Origin of the sequence: Carnobacterium jeotgali MS3, assembly GCF_000745125.1 — a bacterium.
Taxonomy (GTDB): domain Bacteria; phylum Bacillota; class Bacilli; order Lactobacillales; family Carnobacteriaceae; genus Carnobacterium_B; species Carnobacterium_B jeotgali.
This window is the reverse complement of record NZ_JQNF01000001.1, coordinates 1-18,985: the sequence shown is the minus strand read 5'-3', so window position 1 is coordinate 18,985 and position 18,985 is coordinate 1. Positions and strand designations below refer to the sequence as shown.

The 18,985-nt window shown below is 32.2% G+C and carries 26 protein-coding genes and 1 pseudogene; 14 read left to right on the top strand and 13 right to left on the bottom strand.

Going from position 1 to position 18,985, the window contains the following annotated elements; translation table 11 throughout:
* Nucleotides 1-7: 7 nt before the first annotated feature.
* Nucleotides 8-1,594: pseudogene (asnB, locus tag BP18_RS00135) on the bottom strand (asparagine synthase (glutamine-hydrolyzing)); the annotation flags it as partial.
* A gap of 858 nt (nt 1,595-2,452) precedes the next feature.
* Between asnB and BP18_RS00130 the strand changes: the two are divergent.
* The 5 genes from BP18_RS00130 (at nt 2,453) to BP18_RS00110 (ending at nt 5,881) form a co-directional block, all read left to right on the top strand.
* On the top strand, nt 2,453-3,772 hold the full coding sequence (locus BP18_RS00130; protein WP_029277017.1) for an IS1380-like element IS1678 family transposase: 1,320 nt from the start codon (nt 2,453-2,455) through the stop codon (nt 3,770-3,772).
* A gap of 317 nt (nt 3,773-4,089) precedes the next feature.
* Nucleotides 4,090-4,455, top strand: a complete 366-nt coding sequence (locus BP18_RS00125; RefSeq protein ID WP_029277014.1) for a type II toxin-antitoxin system RelE/ParE family toxin — start codon at nt 4,090-4,092, stop codon at nt 4,453-4,455.
* Complete coding sequence (locus tag BP18_RS00120) at nt 4,442-4,723, top strand: helix-turn-helix domain-containing protein (protein WP_231549406.1); 282 nt, start codon at nt 4,442-4,444, stop codon at nt 4,721-4,723. The genes BP18_RS00125 and BP18_RS00120 overlap by 14 nt, the downstream gene beginning before the upstream one ends.
* Before the next feature lie 234 nt (nt 4,724-4,957).
* Complete coding sequence (locus BP18_RS00115; protein WP_029277010.1) at nt 4,958-5,338, top strand: hypothetical protein; 381 nt, start codon at nt 4,958-4,960, stop codon at nt 5,336-5,338.
* 216 nt (nt 5,339-5,554) lie between these two features.
* Complete coding sequence (locus BP18_RS00110; RefSeq protein ID WP_029277008.1) at nt 5,555-5,881, top strand: hypothetical protein; 327 nt, start codon at nt 5,555-5,557, stop codon at nt 5,879-5,881.
* Between the two features lie 196 nt (nt 5,882-6,077).
* Here BP18_RS00110 and BP18_RS00105 read toward each other — a convergent pair whose 3' ends face one another.
* Nucleotides 6,078-6,428, bottom strand: coding sequence for a bacteriocin immunity protein (locus BP18_RS00105; RefSeq protein WP_029277006.1), 351 nt, complete (start codon nt 6,426-6,428; stop codon nt 6,078-6,080).
* Between the two features lie 2 nt (nt 6,429-6,430).
* On the bottom strand, nt 6,431-6,547 hold the full coding sequence (locus BP18_RS12495; protein WP_143019123.1) for a leucocin A/sakacin P family class II bacteriocin: 117 nt from the start codon (nt 6,545-6,547) through the stop codon (nt 6,431-6,433).
* 477 nt (nt 6,548-7,024) lie between these two features.
* Here BP18_RS12495 and BP18_RS00095 point away from each other — a divergent pair, with 477 nt between their 5' ends.
* Both BP18_RS00095 and BP18_RS00090 read left to right on the top strand, forming a co-directional pair.
* Nucleotides 7,025-7,444 (top strand): hypothetical protein, encoded by a 420-nt coding sequence (locus BP18_RS00095; RefSeq protein WP_029277002.1) that lies wholly within the window; start codon nt 7,025-7,027, stop codon nt 7,442-7,444.
* Nucleotides 7,445-7,715: 271 nt separating this feature from the next.
* On the top strand, nt 7,716-8,069 hold the full coding sequence (locus tag BP18_RS00090) for a hypothetical protein (protein WP_029277000.1): 354 nt from the start codon (nt 7,716-7,718) through the stop codon (nt 8,067-8,069).
* A gap of 63 nt (nt 8,070-8,132) precedes the next feature.
* Here the strand turns inward: BP18_RS00090 and BP18_RS00085 are convergent, their stop codons facing one another.
* Nucleotides 8,133-8,414 (bottom strand): helix-turn-helix transcriptional regulator, encoded by a 282-nt coding sequence (locus tag BP18_RS00085; protein ID WP_029276999.1) that lies wholly within the window; start codon nt 8,412-8,414, stop codon nt 8,133-8,135.
* Between the two features lie 3 nt (nt 8,415-8,417).
* The gene (locus tag BP18_RS00080; protein WP_035050114.1) at nt 8,418-8,771 is read right to left on the bottom strand and encodes a type II toxin-antitoxin system RelE/ParE family toxin; all 354 of its coding nucleotides are present in this window, start codon (nt 8,769-8,771) and stop codon (nt 8,418-8,420) included.
* Between the two features lie 408 nt (nt 8,772-9,179).
* On the opposite strand from BP18_RS00080, the gene BP18_RS00070 reads away from it, so the two are divergent.
* The 4 genes from BP18_RS00070 (at nt 9,180) to BP18_RS12225 (ending at nt 12,777) form a co-directional block, all read left to right on the top strand.
* Nucleotides 9,180-9,551 (top strand): MobC family plasmid mobilization relaxosome protein, encoded by a 372-nt coding sequence (locus tag BP18_RS00070; RefSeq protein WP_029276994.1) that lies wholly within the window; start codon nt 9,180-9,182, stop codon nt 9,549-9,551.
* Nucleotides 9,533-10,675, top strand: coding sequence for a relaxase/mobilization nuclease domain-containing protein (locus BP18_RS00065; protein WP_029276992.1), 1,143 nt, complete (start codon nt 9,533-9,535; stop codon nt 10,673-10,675). Before BP18_RS00070 ends, BP18_RS00065 begins: the two co-directional genes overlap by 19 nt.
* A gap of 763 nt (nt 10,676-11,438) precedes the next feature.
* Nucleotides 11,439-12,215, top strand: coding sequence for a replication initiation protein (locus BP18_RS00060; RefSeq protein ID WP_007725659.1), 777 nt, complete (start codon nt 11,439-11,441; stop codon nt 12,213-12,215).
* Between the two features lie 46 nt (nt 12,216-12,261).
* Nucleotides 12,262-12,777 carry a helix-turn-helix domain-containing protein gene (locus tag BP18_RS12225; protein WP_007725660.1) on the top strand — a complete coding sequence of 172 codons (516 nt, stop codon included), beginning with the start codon at nt 12,262-12,264 and terminating at the stop codon, nt 12,775-12,777.
* Nucleotides 12,778-12,898: 121 nt separating this feature from the next.
* On the opposite strand, the gene BP18_RS00050 is transcribed toward BP18_RS12225, so the two are convergent.
* A complete protein-coding gene (locus BP18_RS00050) occupies nt 12,899-13,099 on the bottom strand; it encodes a hypothetical protein (RefSeq protein WP_007725661.1) in 201 nt (66 codons plus the stop codon).
* Nucleotides 13,100-13,133: 34 nt separating this feature from the next.
* A complete protein-coding gene (locus BP18_RS00045) occupies nt 13,134-13,733 on the bottom strand; it encodes a hypothetical protein (RefSeq protein ID WP_029276986.1) in 600 nt (199 codons plus the stop codon).
* A gap of 250 nt (nt 13,734-13,983) precedes the next feature.
* Between BP18_RS00045 and BP18_RS00040 the strand changes: the two genes are divergently transcribed.
* Nucleotides 13,984-14,496, top strand: a complete 513-nt coding sequence (locus BP18_RS00040) for a helix-turn-helix domain-containing protein (RefSeq protein ID WP_007725663.1) — start codon at nt 13,984-13,986, stop codon at nt 14,494-14,496.
* Between the two features lies 1 nt (nt 14,497).
* On the opposite strand, the gene BP18_RS00035 is transcribed toward BP18_RS00040, so the two are convergent.
* Nucleotides 14,498-14,980: a DUF5626 family protein gene (locus BP18_RS00035; RefSeq protein ID WP_007725664.1), complete on the bottom strand. Its 483-nt coding sequence runs from the start codon at nt 14,978-14,980 to the stop codon at nt 14,498-14,500.
* Between the two features lie 235 nt (nt 14,981-15,215).
* Nucleotides 15,216-15,371, bottom strand: coding sequence for a hypothetical protein (locus BP18_RS12650; protein ID WP_197050073.1), 156 nt, complete (start codon nt 15,369-15,371; stop codon nt 15,216-15,218).
* A 196-nt stretch (nt 15,372-15,567) separates the two neighbouring features.
* Here BP18_RS12650 and BP18_RS00030 point away from each other — a divergent pair, with 196 nt between their 5' ends.
* Both BP18_RS00030 and BP18_RS00025 read left to right on the top strand, forming a co-directional pair.
* Nucleotides 15,568-15,768: a helix-turn-helix domain-containing protein gene (locus tag BP18_RS00030; protein WP_007725638.1), complete on the top strand. Its 201-nt coding sequence runs from the start codon at nt 15,568-15,570 to the stop codon at nt 15,766-15,768.
* 112 nt (nt 15,769-15,880) lie between these two features.
* Entirely contained in the window at nt 15,881-16,099 is a 219-nt protein-coding gene (locus tag BP18_RS00025; protein ID WP_007725640.1) for a hypothetical protein, read from the top strand.
* A 56-nt stretch (nt 16,100-16,155) separates the two neighbouring features.
* Here the strand turns inward: BP18_RS00025 and BP18_RS00020 are convergent, their stop codons facing one another.
* The 4 genes from BP18_RS00020 to BP18_RS00005 all read right to left on the bottom strand — a co-directional run.
* Nucleotides 16,156-16,707 (bottom strand): tyrosine-type recombinase/integrase, encoded by a 552-nt coding sequence (locus BP18_RS00020; RefSeq protein WP_007725642.1) that lies wholly within the window; start codon nt 16,705-16,707, stop codon nt 16,156-16,158.
* Between the two features lie 301 nt (nt 16,708-17,008).
* A complete protein-coding gene (locus tag BP18_RS00015) occupies nt 17,009-17,305 on the bottom strand; it encodes a bacteriocin immunity protein (protein WP_029278285.1) in 297 nt (98 codons plus the stop codon).
* A gap of 239 nt (nt 17,306-17,544) precedes the next feature.
* On the bottom strand, nt 17,545-18,282 hold the full coding sequence (locus tag BP18_RS00010) for a DUF975 family protein (RefSeq protein ID WP_029278286.1): 738 nt from the start codon (nt 18,280-18,282) through the stop codon (nt 17,545-17,547).
* Between the two features lie 405 nt (nt 18,283-18,687).
* A partial coding sequence (locus tag BP18_RS00005; RefSeq protein WP_035050111.1) for an asparagine synthase-related protein occupies nt 18,688-18,985 on the bottom strand: 298 nt, incomplete at its 5' end.

Genomic DNA, 18,985 nt, shown 5'->3' with positions numbered 1-18,985 from the left:
TCTACGGCTTTCTTAAAATATATTTAGTCGTTCCATGAGCTAGCCTTAAATGTGCTGGTATTTCTTTAGCAATATTAAATACTTCTTTATCTAAAAATGGTGTTCTCAACTCTAAAGAATGAGCCATTGTAGTTCTATCTGCATTTAAAAGTAGATCTCCATTTAGCCAAGTATTAATATCAATTAATTGCATGCGATCCACTGGATTACGCCCTACTGTTTGCTGATAAAATGAATCAGTCACATTTTTGAACGGGTAGTTAGCATTATAATTGGTTAACAATTTTTTCTTTTCAAGCTCTTCAAAAATCTTTGCATTTCCAACGTACCGATGTTCTAAAGGAACGGTTCCTCTAAGAAGAAAACTCTTCCCTTTTACTCCATCAGGCATCAGCTGAGCTAACTGATGGATAGCTTGGTTGGTATACTTACCAGTAAGATTAAACATTCTCAACGCATGTGGTTCATTATAAATACCATACCCTCCAAAATAATTCATCAGCTCCTTCACCAGATAACGCAACTTTTACATGCTTTCGAGCTAATGCTGACAAAAAGAATTGCGGCATTGCTGCAGGGTCAGCTAAAGGATCGTCCATATGCCAAACAAAACGTGGAAATTCAGCCATGAATTCTTCTACAGTAATCGTATGACTAAAGTTTTCTACTTTTAACTCTTCTGCCGTCTCTTCAGCTAAATTAATTTCATTGTATCCGTCTCTTTCAAATCCAACGGATAATGTCTTAAGCTTAGGATTAAACTCGCGTGCCATTGCTACAATGATTGACGAATCAATTCCTCCTGATAAGAAGGAACCAACTGTAACGTCTGACCTCATATGTTTTTCAACGGAATCCCATAAGCTTGTTCGAATTTCTTTTGTAAAAAAATCTTCTGATTTGTTAATGGGTGAAAAATCAGCCTGCCAATATCTCGTAATTTTTACTGTCTCATTTAATTTCTTTGTCATAAAATGACCAGGAAGTAGTTCCTTAATTGATTGGTGCATCGTTTCTGATCCTGGAACATATTGAAAAGTTAAATAATTTTGTAAAGCAATTTGATCTAATTGTCGGTCTTGAACCACTTTTAGAATAGCTTTCTTTTCAGAAGCCACATATAGGCCTTGTTCTTCTACTGCATAATAAAAAGGTTTAATCCCAAAATGATCACGAGCTCCAAAGAATGTTTTTTCTACTTTGTCCCAAATCACAAATGCAAACATTCCTCTTAATTTATCCACTACTTCTTCTTTATAGGCTGAATAAGCTGCAATGATAACTTCGGTATCACTATCCGTTTTAAATAAATACCCTTGACCACTTAGTTTTTTTCTTAACTCTATATAATTATAAATTTCCCATTAAAAATAATCCAATACCGTTCATTTTCATAAGATAATGGTTGGTGCCCTTTTTCAATATCGATAATACTTAATCTTCTAAAACCTAAAGCAATCGTATTATCTTTATAATACCCCTCTTCATCTGGTCCTCTATGTACAATCATTTTATTCATCTCATTAATATTGTTCTCTATTGTTTTTTGTATTGCATTTTCCACATTGGAAATATACCCAACAAATCCGCACATATCAATTCTCCTCTTTTTGGGTTCCTTTTTATTGATTAGTTCTTCTAGTTAAAATTTTTTAAAGACTTTTAAACTAGCGACATTTTCGAATTTATGTATTTTTATTTTGATTAGTGAAAAATAGATTTTAATTAAGCACTATTAAAAGTCTAGTATTTTTAAATTCCACAATTGAGAGTACAGCTATTATCTTCGAATAGCAATCACTTTAAGCGATTGCAGATTGATATTTTAAGTCCTAATTTTTTGTTAAAGAACCAAAAATTAGGCATTTGTCTCATCTTTAAACCACCAACAGATAATCAGATAGAAATTATTGAGATTGTTACCATTGGTAAAAGAGAAGAAAAAAAGTATTTTTAACCGCTAAAAAAAGTATCTCTGAAATTGAAATAAAAAATCTTTTACAGATCTAATTTTAAGAGAGTCGCTCGCTTGTTTTTAGCAGCTACCTATTTTCTTCAATATATTATTTTATAGAATCTCATGTATTCATAACATGAAATTGGATGTCTAACTCTTAAACACAAGTTTAAATCATTACTATCCTCCTTAACTTAATAACTATATTCTCTCAATTTCCGCTTAAAAAGTAACGCACCTATTCGTTTACAATTAGCAACTATTGGTTTACATACACTAAAAATCAAATAAAAAAGTACTTCAGTTATAAATTTTTAAATGAAACTGTAGTTTTATCAATCCTGAATAATTCATACTTTTAATTAAAACCATGTGAAACTGCCTCACGGCAGCTTACAATTACTTTTTCATCTTCACCCGTTAAGTGATGAAAAAAGAACCCCTTTCTGCTATGGTTAAAGTGACTAAACCAACCAAAAGAAAGGAGTTCTTCTAATGACTAGCTTACACAAAAACCAAGTAAAATTCAATTCAAATATCACTATTTCTCATACAGGTGGTCAATTATCGAGTGATTCGGGTCTCGTCCTAGTGAAAGAGCTGATGAACACCTTCGGTTTTTCTGAACTGGCTAAGCAACACATTCACATTGAAGACGAACGAGCATATTTTACTCATGACAACTTATCCATACTTGAGCAGTTCATTATGCAATTAATTGCTGGTTACTCAGCTGATTCTGCAGCTAATCTCCTGAGACAAGATCCTGTGTTTAAAGCTGTTTTAGATAGGAAAGAACTCGCTTCTCAATCTTCACTTTCTCGATTTTTAGATCGACTATCTGAGGAGAATATCCATGAACTTCAAGCTTTGAACCAAGAACTTATTGATAAAGCACGCCTCATCCGTAATGATACGGAATTAATCATTGATTTAGATTCGACCCATTCAGATACATTTGGTCACCAAGAACAAACGGATTATAATACCCACTACCAAACCTATGGTTATCATCCATTGGTAGCTTTTGACGGATTGACTGGTGACTTCTTAAAAGCTGAACTACGTTCAGGAAATCAATATACATCAAAAGGCGTAAAGGAGTTTCTCACACCTTTATTAGAGCACTATAATCACTCTCTACCAAACACTGACATCTTGGTTCGTGGAGACAGCGGGTTCGCTACACCTGGTGTGTATGATTCGTGTGAATCAAAAAAGAGTCATTATGTTATTCGACTGAAGAATAATCGTAGACTAGGTCAAATAGCTGAGAAATCAGTACTTTATGGCGATAATCAAAAGTGGGAAGAACGAGAAGTTCAGTACTTCTCCACCACTTATCAAGCACAAACCTGGTCACAAAGTCGTCGCGTGTGTATACGCTCAACACGTGAAGCGGGCGAACTACTCTTTCGACATGAGTTTATCGTGACGAATCTATCAGAAAATGTTTCTCCTGATACCATCTTTTCTCTCTATGCCAAACGTGGCACAATGGAGAACTTCATTAAAGAAGCGAAAGCTGGCTTTTACTTTGACAAGACAGACAGTCCTCGCTTTTTGGAGAATCATGTCCGAATGATGCTCAGCTTGATAGCTTACAACTTAGTCAACTTCTTAAGAACGATTGGCTTTGAAGAAGTCCAAAAGGGAATGACCATTCATTCTATTCGATTGAAGTTTCTGAAAGTTGCTGGGAAATTAGTCCAAACGGGTAGACGAGTCTATCTCAAATTATCTAGTTATCATGTGTATCAGAATGAATTCTACAGGGTCTTTGCTCGCCTGAGGCGAGCCAGTCAATGGATCTAATCCAACAATCTAACGATTTTTTTACTGGGAAGTTATCCAGGGAGAAGTATGCTCAAAATGCCTTACACCCAAAATTTATTCCTCAATATTTTTGAACAGTGAATGTTTGAAGTAACTTTTTAGTCAAAATCAGTTGATAGGGATATTAGTGATACATATTTCAATAAAATGTACCAAAGAATTAAAGCTATGAATTATTCAGGTCAATACACGTTTTTAAACAATTTTATGTATTCTCATAAAATCAATAGTACCTAGTATTCGATTTCCTAAATAAGATTGTTTACACATTATCACTTATAAGTTATAATAAAAGTATGAAAAAATATAATTTCGATGTCTATGAAAAAGAAAACGGTGAAGCTCCCTTTTTGGAGTATTTAGATAGTTTAGATGTAAAATCTAGAGCTAAAGTATTAAGAGCAATAACTATTGTGGAAGATTTTGGAGTCCATTCTCCACCAGGATATATCGATCACTTAGATGATGGCATTTACGAACTTCGAGTAAAATTCTCAAGCAACATTTTTAGGTGTTTATATTTTCATTTTAGTCATAATAAATATATTATCACACATGGTTTCACGAAAAAAACACAAAAAACTCCTTCAAGAGAAATTACTAAATCCAAAGAGTATCGTAAAGACTATCTAGAAAGAAAGGGTGAAAATGATGGAAAATAAACTAAAAAGTTACTTCGACACCCAAATGGAAACACCAGAGTTTGCTGAAGCGTGGAAAGAAACTGAAGCTAGCTATCAAGCTGCAAACATTCTTTTAAGAATTAGAGAAGAAAAACATCTAACTCAATCTGAATTAGCTACTCTAACTGGAAAAAAACAATCTTATATTTCTCGAGTAGAAAAAGGGTCACAAAACATTAGTGTACAAACATTAAGTGACATCGTGGAATCTGTAGGCGGAAAACTAAAAATGGAAGTAGTCGTTTAACTTTGTCACGATTCCTAAAATAACACCTACAAAAAGTTTAATCTGATATGTAATTAAATAAGACTAGTAGTAGATAAACACAATAAAAAGGGTCATAAAACTCACATATGTTTTATGTGAGTTTTGTGACCCTTTCCTTTTCGATACACGATTATATGTAAAATAGTGTATCCTGAAATGAAGGTGAGTTTGTCACAATAAGAATTGAGTAAAACTCAAATAAAGGAGTAAAAAATGATAAATAAAGATCGTTTATTTTCTGTAGTTTTACTGAAAGAGTCTACTCTCCTTGAACAAAAAAATATGGATAATACAAAAATATTTGAGGAAAGTATAATATTACTCGAAACAGAAGAAGAATTTTTTGAAAATAATTCTCAAGAATATTTAATTAAATACTTTAATGAAAAAATACCACCACTAGAATATGATAATAGTTATGGAGAAACAATTCGAAGTAGTATTGTTTTGACCGTAGATTATTTTGAAATTATAGACTCAATTGGAGCAAATGACTTTACAGAAGTTTTTAGTAGAACATTTATCGAAAAAATCGGGACAACTGTAGAAAATATTATAGATAAATATTATGATGGTTTTGTATTTAAAAAATAATTTAATTTTTAAACTATTGATTTAATAAGACTCTAGATACATTAATTTATCCAATTTCATGTATTGATTTTTAAATTAACTAAAATGGTTTATATGTCTCAAATTAATAATCATAATCAAAGTTTATAATGGAAAAATATACTCTTTTTACAAAACAGATCATTTGTTTTATGCTTAGAAAAGTAGTACTAAAATAATTAAATTGGAGGTCATTAAGTGAAAAACACCCTATCTTTTGGGCTATCTACACTATTAAGCATAAGTTATTTGATTTTCTATAAATCATTAACTCCATTACTAGATTTAATTCTATTTATTTTTATAGTGATTTTCATAGTTTTTTCTTATAGCCAAGCTGTTGATACTAATAACCATTACATAAAACTAGGTCTATTAATATTAATTGTAGGTATTATTTTAATACCTAAGCTATTTCTTTCTTTTGAAACAAATATATTCTCTCAAATTGTGTGGACAGCTATTATTTTCATATTGTTCAAAAAAGAAATAACAAAAGAAATTAAAGGGATAAATAAAAACTAGTTTGAAAAGGCTATAGATACATGATTCTATCTAATCTCATGTATTATTTTCTTTATTTATTAATTTATTTGTAATAGTTGAGCGATTATATCTGAACTACCTGGCAATAACATAATTAACGAAATGACAACAAATAAAACTCCGATAATAAGCAAACAAAAAAAGGACTAGAAATCAGTCCTTTTTCATTTATTATTTAATTTTTAGGCATTTTATTATCATCGAAGTAACTATAAAACTGAGATTTATCACCGTAGTTAGCTTTATATAAACCATTCAAACCAGCTCTTTGACCAATAACCCCAAGATCAGCAATTAAATTATTTTCATCCTTAGGAAAATAAAGTTTCCCTTTAAGACCAGTGCTATATATATAATTAACCAAACGTTGAACAAGCGCTTCTGGGTTACTTACAGTATCGATTTTTAGATACACTTGGTATAAAACGTCAATGATATCTAGTAATTCAGGACTGGAATTAGTGCGTTTTGATAGTTTATTATATAAATCATGAATAAGCTCTTTACTTTTTTCTGAATCACTCATATTTAACCACTCACACTTCCAAAAAGATTATCTCCCCAACGTTTAGTTCCTTCAGTCAAAGCCTGCCCCCAATTGACAGAACATTTTGTTTTAGTACATGAAACACCATTCCCATTCATAAAAATAACCTCCTTAACAAATTTAAAACAATTATATGTTATCAAATATTATACCATTTCTCTTTATATTCTATATCAATATAATTTACATAAAATAAAAACACAAAAGCCCATTTTTTAAAGGTTCTGTATACACTATTATAAGCAATTTCATGTGTTGTAAATGGTGTTTTTTTTTAAATATTCTAATTTTCCGCATTAGTTTAAATAATAGCAACCAATGGTTGCTGCTATGTAAACTAATCCGTTCTTTTCTAATATGTCAATTCAGTAAATAATTAGAAATACCCATTAGAGGACGGCTTGATTAAAGAGATACGTGTCCGAATATCAGTGGGATAATATATTTTAATTTAAATTACAGATAGGAGACAAACTGATTATGGATAAAAAAACAGACAAACTTTTAAGAATATGTGTGTTAACTATAATGGGTTAACATTAATAGTGTCTAGATAAAGAAAAGAGGCGGTATCATTGTTTTTATATCAACCATTTTACGCGGTTTTATTAGGGATTTTTTATGTTGGAAGTATTTATTTATTAGTTAGAAAAGAAAAAAAGTATATTAATTATAGTCTTACTATATTGGCATGTATTCTTCAGTTATCATTTTTGTTTATCTGGTTCAGAGAATCTATCTTTTTAATGACTACCCAAAATGTAGGATTTCAAACATATGAACATTTTTCCAGATTTGTGACTACTTCCTATTTTGTATTGTTTATACCTCAGTTAGTTGTTTTTGCATGGTATGGAATAAAAAAAATAGGCGCTCAAGATCAATTCCTCTTATTGAAAAGAATATTCCAATTTTTTTATGTAGGTGCATTAGTTGGAATTTTAATATTGGGACAACTTGTTTTTGAAATTTTATATTATGGATTTGCTCCTTAAGGCATACTACTATCAAAAAAACTTAGTAATACAGGTTCTAAATACATTCATTCAAGCAAATTTATGCATGTATTAAAATTATTGATAATAGAATTAAGATTTTATCATTCTAATAAATACTTTTTTTATTGTTATAGCCTTATTTATGGGAGGTTTTTAAATGAAAAATAGAAGGAATTTAATTATTTTTTTCCTAGGATTTGTAATAGGAGGGATTATTTATATACTAGTATCATTATTACCTGTTTTAAATTGAAAAGGAGGGTTTATTTTGATAAATTACATAGTTTATCTTCTTGTTATACTAATGATAAGTTGGGATTTAGCTAGTATTTTCAAAGTTTTGTCAGGAAAATACACTTCTGTTTTTGTGCGTTATTTCACTGTGGCTTCTGCCTTTCAAGATCAACTCAAAAAATTATCTGAAAATAAAGAAAAAGAGAAAAAATTTAAATCATTAGTCATTTCAAACGAAATTTTACATATTTTAATTATTTTAATTTTGCTAGGTGGCTCTTTATCAAATCGTATTCCCAACATAGTATGGATTTGTCTTTTCTCTTATCATGCTATCTCCATGGTCATTCGTTACATTACCCGAAAGTTGTTGGAAAGTGATTCTTAAATAAATAGAAAAGTTCCTACAATCAGACTAAAGAGACAGATTGTGAGGAACTTTTTCTATTAACTATACAAATTTAACTTCAATAACTTTATCAAATGCTTTCGCGATATCATTCATCGTCTTAAACGTCACATTCATATTTCCGTTTTCAATACGTGCAATCGTAGATTGCGGCTTTTCAACTTTTTCGGCCAATTGTCTTTGGGTCAATCCTTCGGTTTCTCTCAACGTTCTTAAAGCAACAGCGACTTCTAAGCGTTCACTTTCACCCACAAAGGCTTCGTCAAAACTTTTATCTTTTGCACGTCGACGAGAAATGTAGCTACTTACTGTACTTGTCTCCATTCGTTATTCCTCCATAAATTTTTTTCGGATCTCACGCGCCCGTTTTTTCTCATTTTCGGGTGTTTTATCAGTTTTATTCGTAAAACCATGCGTAATAACATACCGGTTATCAACCACATGAAAATAAAATACCCGTTGGATATTTGAACTTACTTTTGAGCGAAGCTCATAAAGATTCATTTCTAGTTTTTTGATCCATTGATTTCTTGCTGCTATCGGCAGGCCATATTTTTCCGTTTTCTCAATCACCGCTAACAATTTTACAGCGTCTTTTTCAGGTAAAGAATCAAAAAAATCTTCAAACTCACTTGTGCCATCTGGCCGTTTAATATACTCAAATATAGGATTCGTCTTCATAGATATGTGATAGCATATATACTATCATAACTCAATCGATTTTGACGGTTTACTTTTTCTGTAAGCCTCATTTTTCCGGATCAAACACCGGGAAAATCAAGCGCATAAAGGGCCATTTTTTTCGACGCCAACGCCGAAAAAAAACGGCTTGATCTTGCCAAAAAAAGAGACCGAAATGCACACATTTCCAGTCTCTTTTTTTGGCTCAAAACGGCCACGTTTTGACCGGGTTTACAGGGGGATTGGGGGAGCAGCGCGTCCCCCAACAAGGTCGTTTGCGCCACGAAGTGGCTAGCAAACATAGAGCTTGCCAAACCCCTTCAACCAATCATACCACTGGAAACCGAAAGCGTTTTAGTGGTATGATTGGTTTCTGAACGACAGAGAAGAAAAACAGGGGGTGGGACGTTGAGCGAACGAGAGATTTTTGAGGACACTTCAGCTGAGAGAAACCCGAAGCGCAAAGAGCCGAAACAAATCAGCTTTCGAGTGAGCGAACCCGAATTTGAAAAGTTGAAGCGCTCCGCTGAAAGTTTGCAAATGAGTGTGCCGGCTTTTGTCAAAAGCAAGGCACAAGGGGCTAAGCTCGTGACACCAAAAGTGGACCGAGCAGGCGCGATTGAAATCGCCAAACAATTACGCGCGATCGGCAACAATATCAACCAGATGGCACGAGCCACAAATGCGGCAGAACTCGATCCGAATTTAGCCACCAACCTAACGGCTGAATTGCAACAAGTACAAAAGGAGTTGAATCAGGTATGGCAACAATTAAATTAGCCCGCAGCACCAGTTGCTCCCGCTGCATTAACTACGCTGAACCGCGTGCGACCGTCAAAAGCGGCTTAAATTGTGATGTCACTTATGCCAAAACCCAAATGAAAGCCACCCGCATAATCTATGGAAAAGACGATAAGGTCCAAGCGCATACCCTTATTCAGTCATTTAAGCCCGGTGAGGTCACTCCGGAACAAGCAAACGAACTAGGTTACGAATTAGCGCAAAAAGTTGCTAGCGGTCACCAGGTGGCCATTTACACGCATACGGATAAAGACCATATCCATAATCATTTAGTCATTAATAGCGTCAATCTGGATACGGGTCTGAAGTTTCAAGCACATGGCGTGGAGGCAATTGAAAAAGTGAAAGAAATCAACGACGAAATTTGTTTGTCTCATGGCTTAACCGTTCCAGAAGAACCCGCTCAAATTCGCTACACTGCCGCAGAAAAAAGCATTTTAGAACGTCCTGGACAGACCAGTTGGAAAGATGAGATTCGAGAAAAGATCGAACAGGCCAAACAAACAACCCCTAACTTTGACGCATTTAAAGAAAAACTGGCTGACAATGGCGTAAACGTGATTGAGCGAGGAAAAACAGTGACGTATCAACATGTAGCAGAAAATAAAAAAGTCCGCGCTAAAAAATTAGGCGCAGATTACGAAAAGGAGACCATCATAAATGGCTTTGAGAGACAATTTGAACCAACAAACACCCGAAACGACAACCCAACAACCGAACCAATCAAGCTTGAACCAGGATCTGCAGCAATTGATTCAAGTATTGACCGAGATCCGGAACTACAGCGGAGCGACGCTGCAACAGAAAAGTTTGGAGAAAGCCAATCTGGAGAACAACTTACAAGAGATTCAACAAGTGACGACTACAGTCCTGAACAGCTTCAACAGCAACTTGAAAGACTTAGAAACCACACAGACCAACTACAACGAGACAGCTCAAAAGCAGTCAACCGAATCCTTGAAACACCTGAAAATAATCCTGAACGACCTGTTAGACAAAAACAAGACGGAGATCGCGAAGATTCAGCAAGAAATGAGCCAGAACAACGCCCAATTAAGCGAGTTCAACCAGACCGTCACCAAGACCATGGACCAAGTCTTTGAGAAACTAAACGCTGAAATCAAACGGACCAATCAAAAACTCACCATGCGAACGGTTGCAACGAATTTATATGCGAGTGTCCCGACCGGTATCGTTGTTGTAGCGCTTATGTGGCTACTAAATACCTTTAATGTATGGTAAAAATTTGTACCATTGAGAAAAGTTAGTGGTTTTAAAATACAAAAATGAAACAATTATTAGAAATAGAGAGTTAAAATCAATTTAAAGCCACTAAAAACGACGTTAGATACGTTTAAAGTTAATCAGCCGCCTTTTATAAGGTTTAAAGTTAAAGTTGAAATTAGAGCTGTTATTTTGGATTTAACACATGCAATGGTTCGAACCGTCGAGCGTAAGTCGAGACATTGAACGCTGCAGATGGTTTTGAACTATTAAAATTTTTTTAGCCTGCGGAGCAAGGCGTCCTTATTTGTTGTTTAGATGTTGAGATATTTATTAATATTAATATATGCTATTTCTTTATATTAGTTTTAATAAAGTTTTAAAAGAGTTTTAAAGATAAAAGAGTTTTAGAGGTCGGTTTTGACTTACTCCCACAAGGGATACAACTATAGTAAAGACGACATTTTGTCTTTACTATAGACGACATTTTGTCTGCGTATGGACGACATTTTGTCTGGCTATAGACGACATTTTGTCTTAGTAAAGACGACACTTTGTCTGTTTAAGAACGACATATCGTTTACATGTCGTCTATGAGTGTTTATAATGAAATAAACACTCATAAGAAAGGTGGCATTTTTGTTGAATGAAATTGTAAAATATGAAAATAGTTTAAACGATGTAAGTTTTAGAAAATTCAATCCTAATGAATTAGATCTATTTTTTTCAATATGCTCAAAATTAAAAGATAAATACACACAAGAAATCGAATTTAGTTTTGAACAATTAAAAGAATTGAGCAATTATTCGCCGACATCTGTTAAACGGTTTATGAATGATTTAGATAAAACGTATACTAAAATGCTAGGTCTTACATATGGGGAACGTACAGAAACAAGAATAAAACGTTTTGTATTATTCACAAAGTTTGATATCAATGCAGATACACAAACTGTAAAAATTGGTATCAATAATGAATTTGAATTTCTCTTGAATGACTTTGAAATGTTTACTAAATTTGAGTTAAGGGAATTTACAGAAATTAATAGTTCTTATACAAAGACGATTTACCGTAAATTAAAACAATTTAAAGGTACAGGCTTCTACACAGTCTCGATTGAAGAATTTAAACGATTATTAGATATCCCTGAAAGTTATCGTATGTATGATATAGACAGAAGAATCCTAGAAAAAAGTATTAAGGAGTTAAAACCATTCTTTAAAAGTCTAAGTTATAAAAAAGAAAAAGCTAAAAAAGGAAACAAAATTGAAAGAATTAGTTTTATTTTTGAGGAAAAAAAACAAGTACAGGTTCCCTTATATGACTGGGTTAATAATAAAGAGATAAAAACACAATCTGAAAGATATAAGAGTGAAAAGTCCAAACAAGAAAAATTAAATACTAGTGTCGTTAGTTAGATTCATTTAAACTATTGTTATAACAACATTTAAGGTGGTTTTATTTATGAATAAGGATAGTAATTTTATAGAATACATATCGCCTAATGTCGCTGCGAAGAAATTAGGAATTGCAGTAACAACCTTGCGAAAATACTCTAGTTTGATTGAGAAAACGAGCGGAAACAAGTCTTATTTTAATCGTGATAGCAATAATAGTCGATTATACACAAATAGCGACGTATCGGTTTTAAAACGGGTGGTAGCGCTAAAAGTACGCCCTGATTTTTCCCTTGAAAAGTCAATTAAACAAGCATTATCAGAAAACGACGTATCGGACGTATCAGATACCGATATCCGTTTTGAGAGCGACACATCTAACGATATGCAACCGATTCAAGATGATAAAATCAAAAAATACGAGTCACTTATTAATCAACTAATTGAAAGTAACCTAAAATTGTCAGATCAATTAGAAGTTGCTATTGTAAAGTTAGAAAATCACGATAAAAAATTACTGGAACTAGAACAAAGTTCACCAGAGAAAGTAAGTATATTTAATCGTATATTCAAAAAAAAATAATTATATTAATTTAGTATGTTTTGCCAATTTTTAAACAAAGAACTCCCACCATAATAAAATGGTGGGAGTTCTTTGTTTAATGGTGATTATGTCAACAAAGTTTTAATTTACATTTAAAATATTAATTTTTTAAATTATTTCTTCTTCTTACTCTTAAAAGTTCAATTAAAGTAAGTGCTATAGCTGTATATAATCCTCCGCCGATAAAACTTTTATTTACTATATATTCTATTGAGATACCAATAAAACTAGTAAATACCATTATTAGTATGACATAAACATATGGGTGTTTCTCTGTAAATTCTTTATACTTTTTAAACATAAAATCACCTCTAACCTATATAGCTACTTTATAGCTACTTCGTTTTGTATTTAGTTGCAACATGTTTTCCTGCTGCATTATACCCTTTGCTCATATAAAATTCTACCCAGCCATTCCCGCTTGTATCCCATTTTTTTGCAACTGCAGTTCCTGGAGCATTTCCTAATTTAGTCCATTGGGCTGAATTCAGTAATCCTGTTACAGCAAGTACAGGTAATCCAATTGTTCCAGCTACCCCAGCTATTCCAGTGTAAAAAGTAGTATTAATTGCGCCTGCTAAAACTCCTCTACTAACTGATATGCGAGTGTTCGTCCAAGCTCCCCATTTAGAAACACTAGTGCTTCCAGCAGCAGCTCTTGCTGTTTTAATATTTTCTTCGTAGATTATAACCACTGGACCATCTTCTTCATATTCAATTGTAAAATTTTGAGAATTAATAGTATCATCAGAATTTTCTCCACTATCAACTATTATAGGTTCGTCAGCTTGAATATCATTTTCTAAAATGCTTTCCTCTGTAACATTAACTTCTCTAATCTCATCTTCAGAAAAAACAGAAGCACTTACATATGTAGGTAAAGCATAACTCGCTAACATACTTCCTGCTAGTAAACTAAGTACAATTTTTTTCATTATAATTTTCCTCCTATTTTGTATAAAACTTTTTATTTTTCATCATTTAGAACTACAAAACTACAATTATTCACTATACCCTCCTTTTTCTTTTTATAACTTAATTATGTTTATATTCGGCTAAAATTAAAAGAACGCTATTAGTTACATAGTAGCAACCATTAGGTGCTAAAAGGCAACTAATAGATTATAGTCAATGATCCTTACTTTCGGTATGATAGAATAAAGAAGAGCAGAAGGAGGAATAATTATGGCCTTAGGAGAACGATTGAAGGCAAGTAGAGTTAATAAGGGCTATTCGCAAGGAGATGTGGCCGATTATTTACATATTTCAAGACAGTCCATTTCAAAATGGGAAAATGGCAATAGTTACCCTGATTTAGATAATCTAGTAAAGCTAAGTACCTATTACGAAGTTTCGATTGACGAATTACTAAAAGAAAATCAGGAACTTAAAAGAAAGATTGAAGAAAATGAAGTCAAAATAGAAGAAAATGTTCAAAAATTAGATTTTATTCGTGGAAATACAGATAAAGACGAAGGTTTAATCCTGTTAATTCTTGCTTTTATAGGAAGTTTAATCCCCCCAATTGGTTTAATTCTAGCCCCTATTATTATTAAGAGAAACAAAAAAACAAACACACTCTATAAGTTTGTTTATCTAGCGTGTGTTTGTTGTATTATAATGAATGCTTATGCTCTCTACTTTACGATAGGTAATTATTTAGGTTGGGGGACCACTACCGTAGAATTAGTTGATTAATTCAATAGGTTACAATAATTTTATTATTTTGAAGTGTTGCACGAACATTCACCGGGCTGTTCAGTTTTAGCATAATCATATTTATGTAGTAAGTAGCTTGTTTAGAATTATCCACTTTTAAACTTGAATTACGAACACTTCCTATGTAATTGTTTATAGAAGGTGAGTGCGCCTTAGTAATAGAGTTTCCTTTTATATCTATTTTATAGCTTACTTTCCATTGCAGAGCTCGTTCTTTTGTGACTTTATAGGTATTATTTTTGATACCTCTTGCCATAATAGAAAATTGAGGTTCTTCTTCAATGGTAATAGTGTAGGTCTCATCAGGGGAATCTCCAACTTCAAATTCTTGTAGTCCACCTTGATCTATATCGTAACTTACACTGTTCACGGGGGTAGTTAAAAGTTCTTCAGCTTGTACCTTTGTTGTACTGTTAAGAGTAAAAATAGTGAAAAAACTTAGAGCAAAAATGATTTTTTTCAAGTGAATTCCTCCAATTTTTATAATACCGGTAGTGATAAACTGATATGTATATCCTTTATTTGGGATAGTTAGCTCTTTTGTTTAATTAGTTTTTCTTCTGAAGCTGAAAATTTCGATTAAAGTAAAAAGGTTATTATTCCAATAATTGCAAAAATTAACATCGTTATTATTAGTGTAGTTAGGATTATTTTCAATTTTTTTTGTTGCATTAAATCACCTTTCTATTTCTATTTTTTTAGTCAACTAGATCTGATTTTCTCAGTAAATAATAACCAATAATAATTAGAGCGTATCCCAAGCTGATTTTTTTGTTTAATACAGTAACAATAGCTAAACAAAAAATAAGAAGAGACAAAAATTGATAGCAGCTTCTTTTAGTTATTTTTTTCATTATGATATCTCCCATAACCATTCTCCTAACCTAGTAGTTCATAATTAAATTATCTATCTTATCTTATGAAACGAAAAGAACGCAATGGTTTACATGGTAGCAACCAATGGTTGCTACCATGTAAACCATTGCGTTATAGTCATACTTCCTTACTTTCATTATGATAGATATAAGTAATAAGCAAGGAGGAATAACATTGTTATTGGGAAAAAAACTAAAAAGTAGTAGAGTTAAAAAAAAATATTCACAAAATGATGTAGCAGAACAGTTACATATTTCAAGGCAATCTATTTCCAAATGGGAAAATGACATCAGCTATCCTGAATTAGATAACCTGGTTAAATTAAGTACCTATTATCAAGTTTCAATTGACCATTTATTAAAAGAGAAGCCCTAAAAAAATAGATCTAATTCGATTGAAAAAAAATTAATTATTCATTAAGAGGTAGCTATAATAACTGAATTTATTTATACTTAAAAGAGAAAATTAACCAGAAGGAATGATTATTATGATAGGAACACTTGGAGATTCTCAGGCTAATTATAAAGCGATTATTCAGTCAGAAAAATTAAGTAATTGTAGAAAGAACGACTTACTTAGAAATGTTCTAACGGACATTGAGATTGTCTTTTTTGGAACACATGATAAGGAACAAGATCTCATCCAACAACAAGAAGAAGCTAAACAGCTTTATAATGACATTAGTATGAATTTTCTTGCTTGTTAAGATTAAAAAAAGTCGACAGTGAACCTAATCTGTCGGCTTTTTCTAGTTTAAAAGTACTAAAAACCTAGTCTGAAATTCAATAACGTCTCGCTGATTTCATCTTCATTGATTCCAATATAGCGCTTGGTAATTTTCTCGCTGCTATGACCGAATATTTCCATCAGTGTAGCTACGTCTTTGGTTTTCTTGTAATAGTGGTAACCAAACGTCTTACGTAGCGTGTGCGTCCCAATATCGTCTCTTCCTAACAGCTTAGCGACCTTTTGAAACATCTGATAGACCGTATTCACTTCCACATGGCCACCTTTGGTGCTCGGAAACAAATAATCCTCTGGTGCTAAGTCTTTCGTGTATTCTAAAATCAAGTCCTGCAGACTACTCAAATACAAAATACGCGTTTTCCCTGTTTTTTTCTCTACAATACGAGGGTTTTTGGAAGAAATCAGGTCTTGTTTCTTCAATTTTACAATATCCGACATGCGTAAACCGCTATTAATCCCGATCAAAAACAGAAAAACATCCCGATCCGCGTTTTTATTTCTTCTCAAACAGAATAAAAAGTCGTTTATTTCTTGTTGCGTTCTTAATGGTTGGACGTTGTAACTCATTTAAAAGCCCTCTCCTCTCACAAAAGTGATACATGATTTTGTTTAGTATACCATATAATCGTGTGTTGAAGGACGAACTAAAAAAAGAACCCTATTGGAATAGGATTCCGGATACACGATTTTATCCAATTTCATGTATTTAATATTTATAAAAAGCATTAGATAACTTAAAGGAACGATTGGCTATATAATTTAATTGATCTTTCCATATTGACTAAACAAAATAAGGTCACTATAACTACTGTGACCTTATAAATTAATTTAATTAGGAATAATTGAATTTATCTATTTTTGTACACTGTTAATATCCATATCTAATATTGGATATGGAAGTCAATTCTTTTAGTTTTTTAGATTGATAGTCTGATAGAGTAACTCCATCATTTCTGATTGCTTTAGAAATATCTAAGTTCATACGACTTAAAATCATAGGAATAGAAGCGCCCTTTTGTTCTAATTCTTCAAAATAATTCTCTAATACATTTTGTAGCGACTCGTTTTCTAAGTTTGTTTTTAAATCATCTAATAGATCAGTAATAATATTTGCTGCTTGTTTTGCTCGTTCATTTCCTCCGGAATACCATTTTGTTTTGCCCATAAAATATCGCTCCTTAATTATAGTCACACGTGAGTTTAGTTGCTATTGTACTTTCTTTATAGTCTATTGAAGTTAAACTATTTTTGCTAATATAGCGCAATTGTCGACACCTTAAATGGTAAGCATACTCTATTATAGTTCTGTATTAATTGTCCCTTCAATAAACTTATTTATTGATAATAAACAATTTAGAACTACTCTTTTTTTTAGTCTAGCTATTTATACATAACTTAAGTAGATTAAAAGTCATCTAATGACTCGTCAAAATGACTATTTTCAGTCAGATTATTATAAAATGCTGCATATGTACAATATACATATGGTTTTAACCATAGAAATCCGATTCCTAGAGATAGAATGCTTAAAATGCCCCAGCCAATAAAGCTTAACTGTAATACAAAGTATTCCCACTTATGGCCATCCATCATTTTTCTACTTTCTGTTATGCAATCGAGAGCAGATACTTTTCCATTTTCAGTTAGTATTTTTTGATCTTTATAAATGAAATAGGCTTGAGAATAAGATATTGTTTTTATAATTCCTGGTACGATAAAAAGAAATGCCCATAATAAGGTAAAAAATCCGGTGAAAATATAAATTAAAAACGTACCTAAAAAGTATTTTTTAGTGAATATTTGAAAAGCTTGTTTAACTGGTTCAATACGCATAGTTGGGTTTCTTAACCAATCTAAAAAAGTATATGAAATACCAACAGCAATAAACGTAGATAAGGCTCCAAAGATGGTAGACCAAAAGTCTTCAGTATATGATGACTCATACCTGTTAATATTAGTCCCTATATCAGAAAATAAACCGATTATTTGCTGAATAAAGGAATAGGATAATAAAGTAATCGCTACCCCTATTATTGTTAAAATTATTGGTATAGCACTTAATAAAATGGCTTCTTTCCATCTGCCACGTAATACCTCTTTCACCTCCGCTTTTAATTCTTTTCGACTCTTATATCTTTCCAAAAAACCATTCCTCTCGCTACTTGTTTTTACCTATCTGTTTAGATTGAAATAATAGTAGGTATAAAATATTATTTCGAAGAAAATAAGTTATCTATTATGTGTACCATTCAAGAATAACCTTTCTAACCCCCTTCTAATCGACACCTTATTATCTACCAAATAGTCCTAATTTAATAGAACTTATTGGTTTCCATAGTAGCAACCAGTGGTTGCTACTGCTATTTTAGTTATTATTTCTTTCTATAAGAAAAATAATGATTGTAAAAAAGTAACCCTGTATTAACAAGGTTCTAGATACATATTTCTATGTAAAATAATGTATTTTAGACCATAAGTACACAGGATACTTGTGTACTTATGGTCTATATTTATCAATACAAATTTTTATCTAATTTCATATATTAATTATTGCTGTACAGAAGATTGTAGCGGTTCTGTTAAAAATTCTTGTGATTCTTCGACATAAATACGGTGCCAAACCATAAAAGTTAAAGCTGTCCATATTTTACGCGAATAATCTATCTTACCTATGCGATGATTAATTAAGAGGTCTTCAATATAACCTTTATTTAATAAATGCTCTGTTTGAGATTCCCGTATAATCGTCAATGCCCAATCATACATTTCATCTTTTAACCAATGACGGATTGGAACTGGAAAACCTAATTTTTTACGGTAAATAACATTTTCTGGAACAATGCCT

Coding starts and splice junctions, on each gene's coding strand:
- BP18_RS00050 (WP_007725661.1), bottom strand. CDS start 13,099: ATGTTTAAAAAGTATAAAGAATTTACAGAGAAACACCCATATGTTTAT.
- BP18_RS00045 (WP_029276986.1), bottom strand. CDS start 13,733: ATGAAAAAAATTGTACTTAGTTTACTAGCAGGAAGTATGTTAGCGAGT.
- BP18_RS12650 (WP_197050073.1), bottom strand. CDS start 15,371: ATGAAAAAAATAACTAAAAGAAGCTGCTATCAATTTTTGTCTCTTCTT.
- BP18_RS12495 (WP_143019123.1), bottom strand. CDS start 6,547: ATGAATGGGAATGGTGTTTCATGTACTAAAACAAAATGTTCTGTCAAT.
- BP18_RS00015 (WP_029278285.1), bottom strand. CDS start 17,305: ATGGGCAAAACAAAATGGTATTCCGGAGGAAATGAACGAGCAAAACAA.
- BP18_RS00120 (WP_231549406.1), top strand. CDS start 4,442: ATGATGGAAAATAAACTAAAAAGTTACTTCGACACCCAAATGGAAACA.
- BP18_RS00085 (WP_029276999.1), bottom strand. CDS start 8,414: ATGGAGACAAGTACAGTAAGTAGCTACATTTCTCGTCGACGTGCAAAA.
- BP18_RS00115 (WP_029277010.1), top strand. CDS start 4,958: ATGATAAATAAAGATCGTTTATTTTCTGTAGTTTTACTGAAAGAGTCT.
- BP18_RS00125 (WP_029277014.1), top strand. CDS start 4,090: ATGAAAAAATATAATTTCGATGTCTATGAAAAAGAAAACGGTGAAGCT.
- BP18_RS12225 (WP_007725660.1), top strand. CDS start 12,262: ATGAATAAGGATAGTAATTTTATAGAATACATATCGCCTAATGTCGCT.
- BP18_RS00065 (WP_029276992.1), top strand. CDS start 9,533: ATGGCAACAATTAAATTAGCCCGCAGCACCAGTTGCTCCCGCTGCATT.
- BP18_RS00130 (WP_029277017.1), top strand. CDS start 2,453: ATGACTAGCTTACACAAAAACCAAGTAAAATTCAATTCAAATATCACT.
- BP18_RS00020 (WP_007725642.1), bottom strand. CDS start 16,707: ATGAGTTACAACGTCCAACCATTAAGAACGCAACAAGAAATAAACGAC.
- BP18_RS00080 (WP_035050114.1), bottom strand. CDS start 8,771: ATGAAGACGAATCCTATATTTGAGTATATTAAACGGCCAGATGGCACA.
- BP18_RS00025 (WP_007725640.1), top strand. CDS start 15,881: ATGATAGGAACACTTGGAGATTCTCAGGCTAATTATAAAGCGATTATT.
- BP18_RS00040 (WP_007725663.1), top strand. CDS start 13,984: ATGGCCTTAGGAGAACGATTGAAGGCAAGTAGAGTTAATAAGGGCTAT.
- BP18_RS00105 (WP_029277006.1), bottom strand. CDS start 6,428: ATGAGTGATTCAGAAAAAAGTAAAGAGCTTATTCATGATTTATATAAT.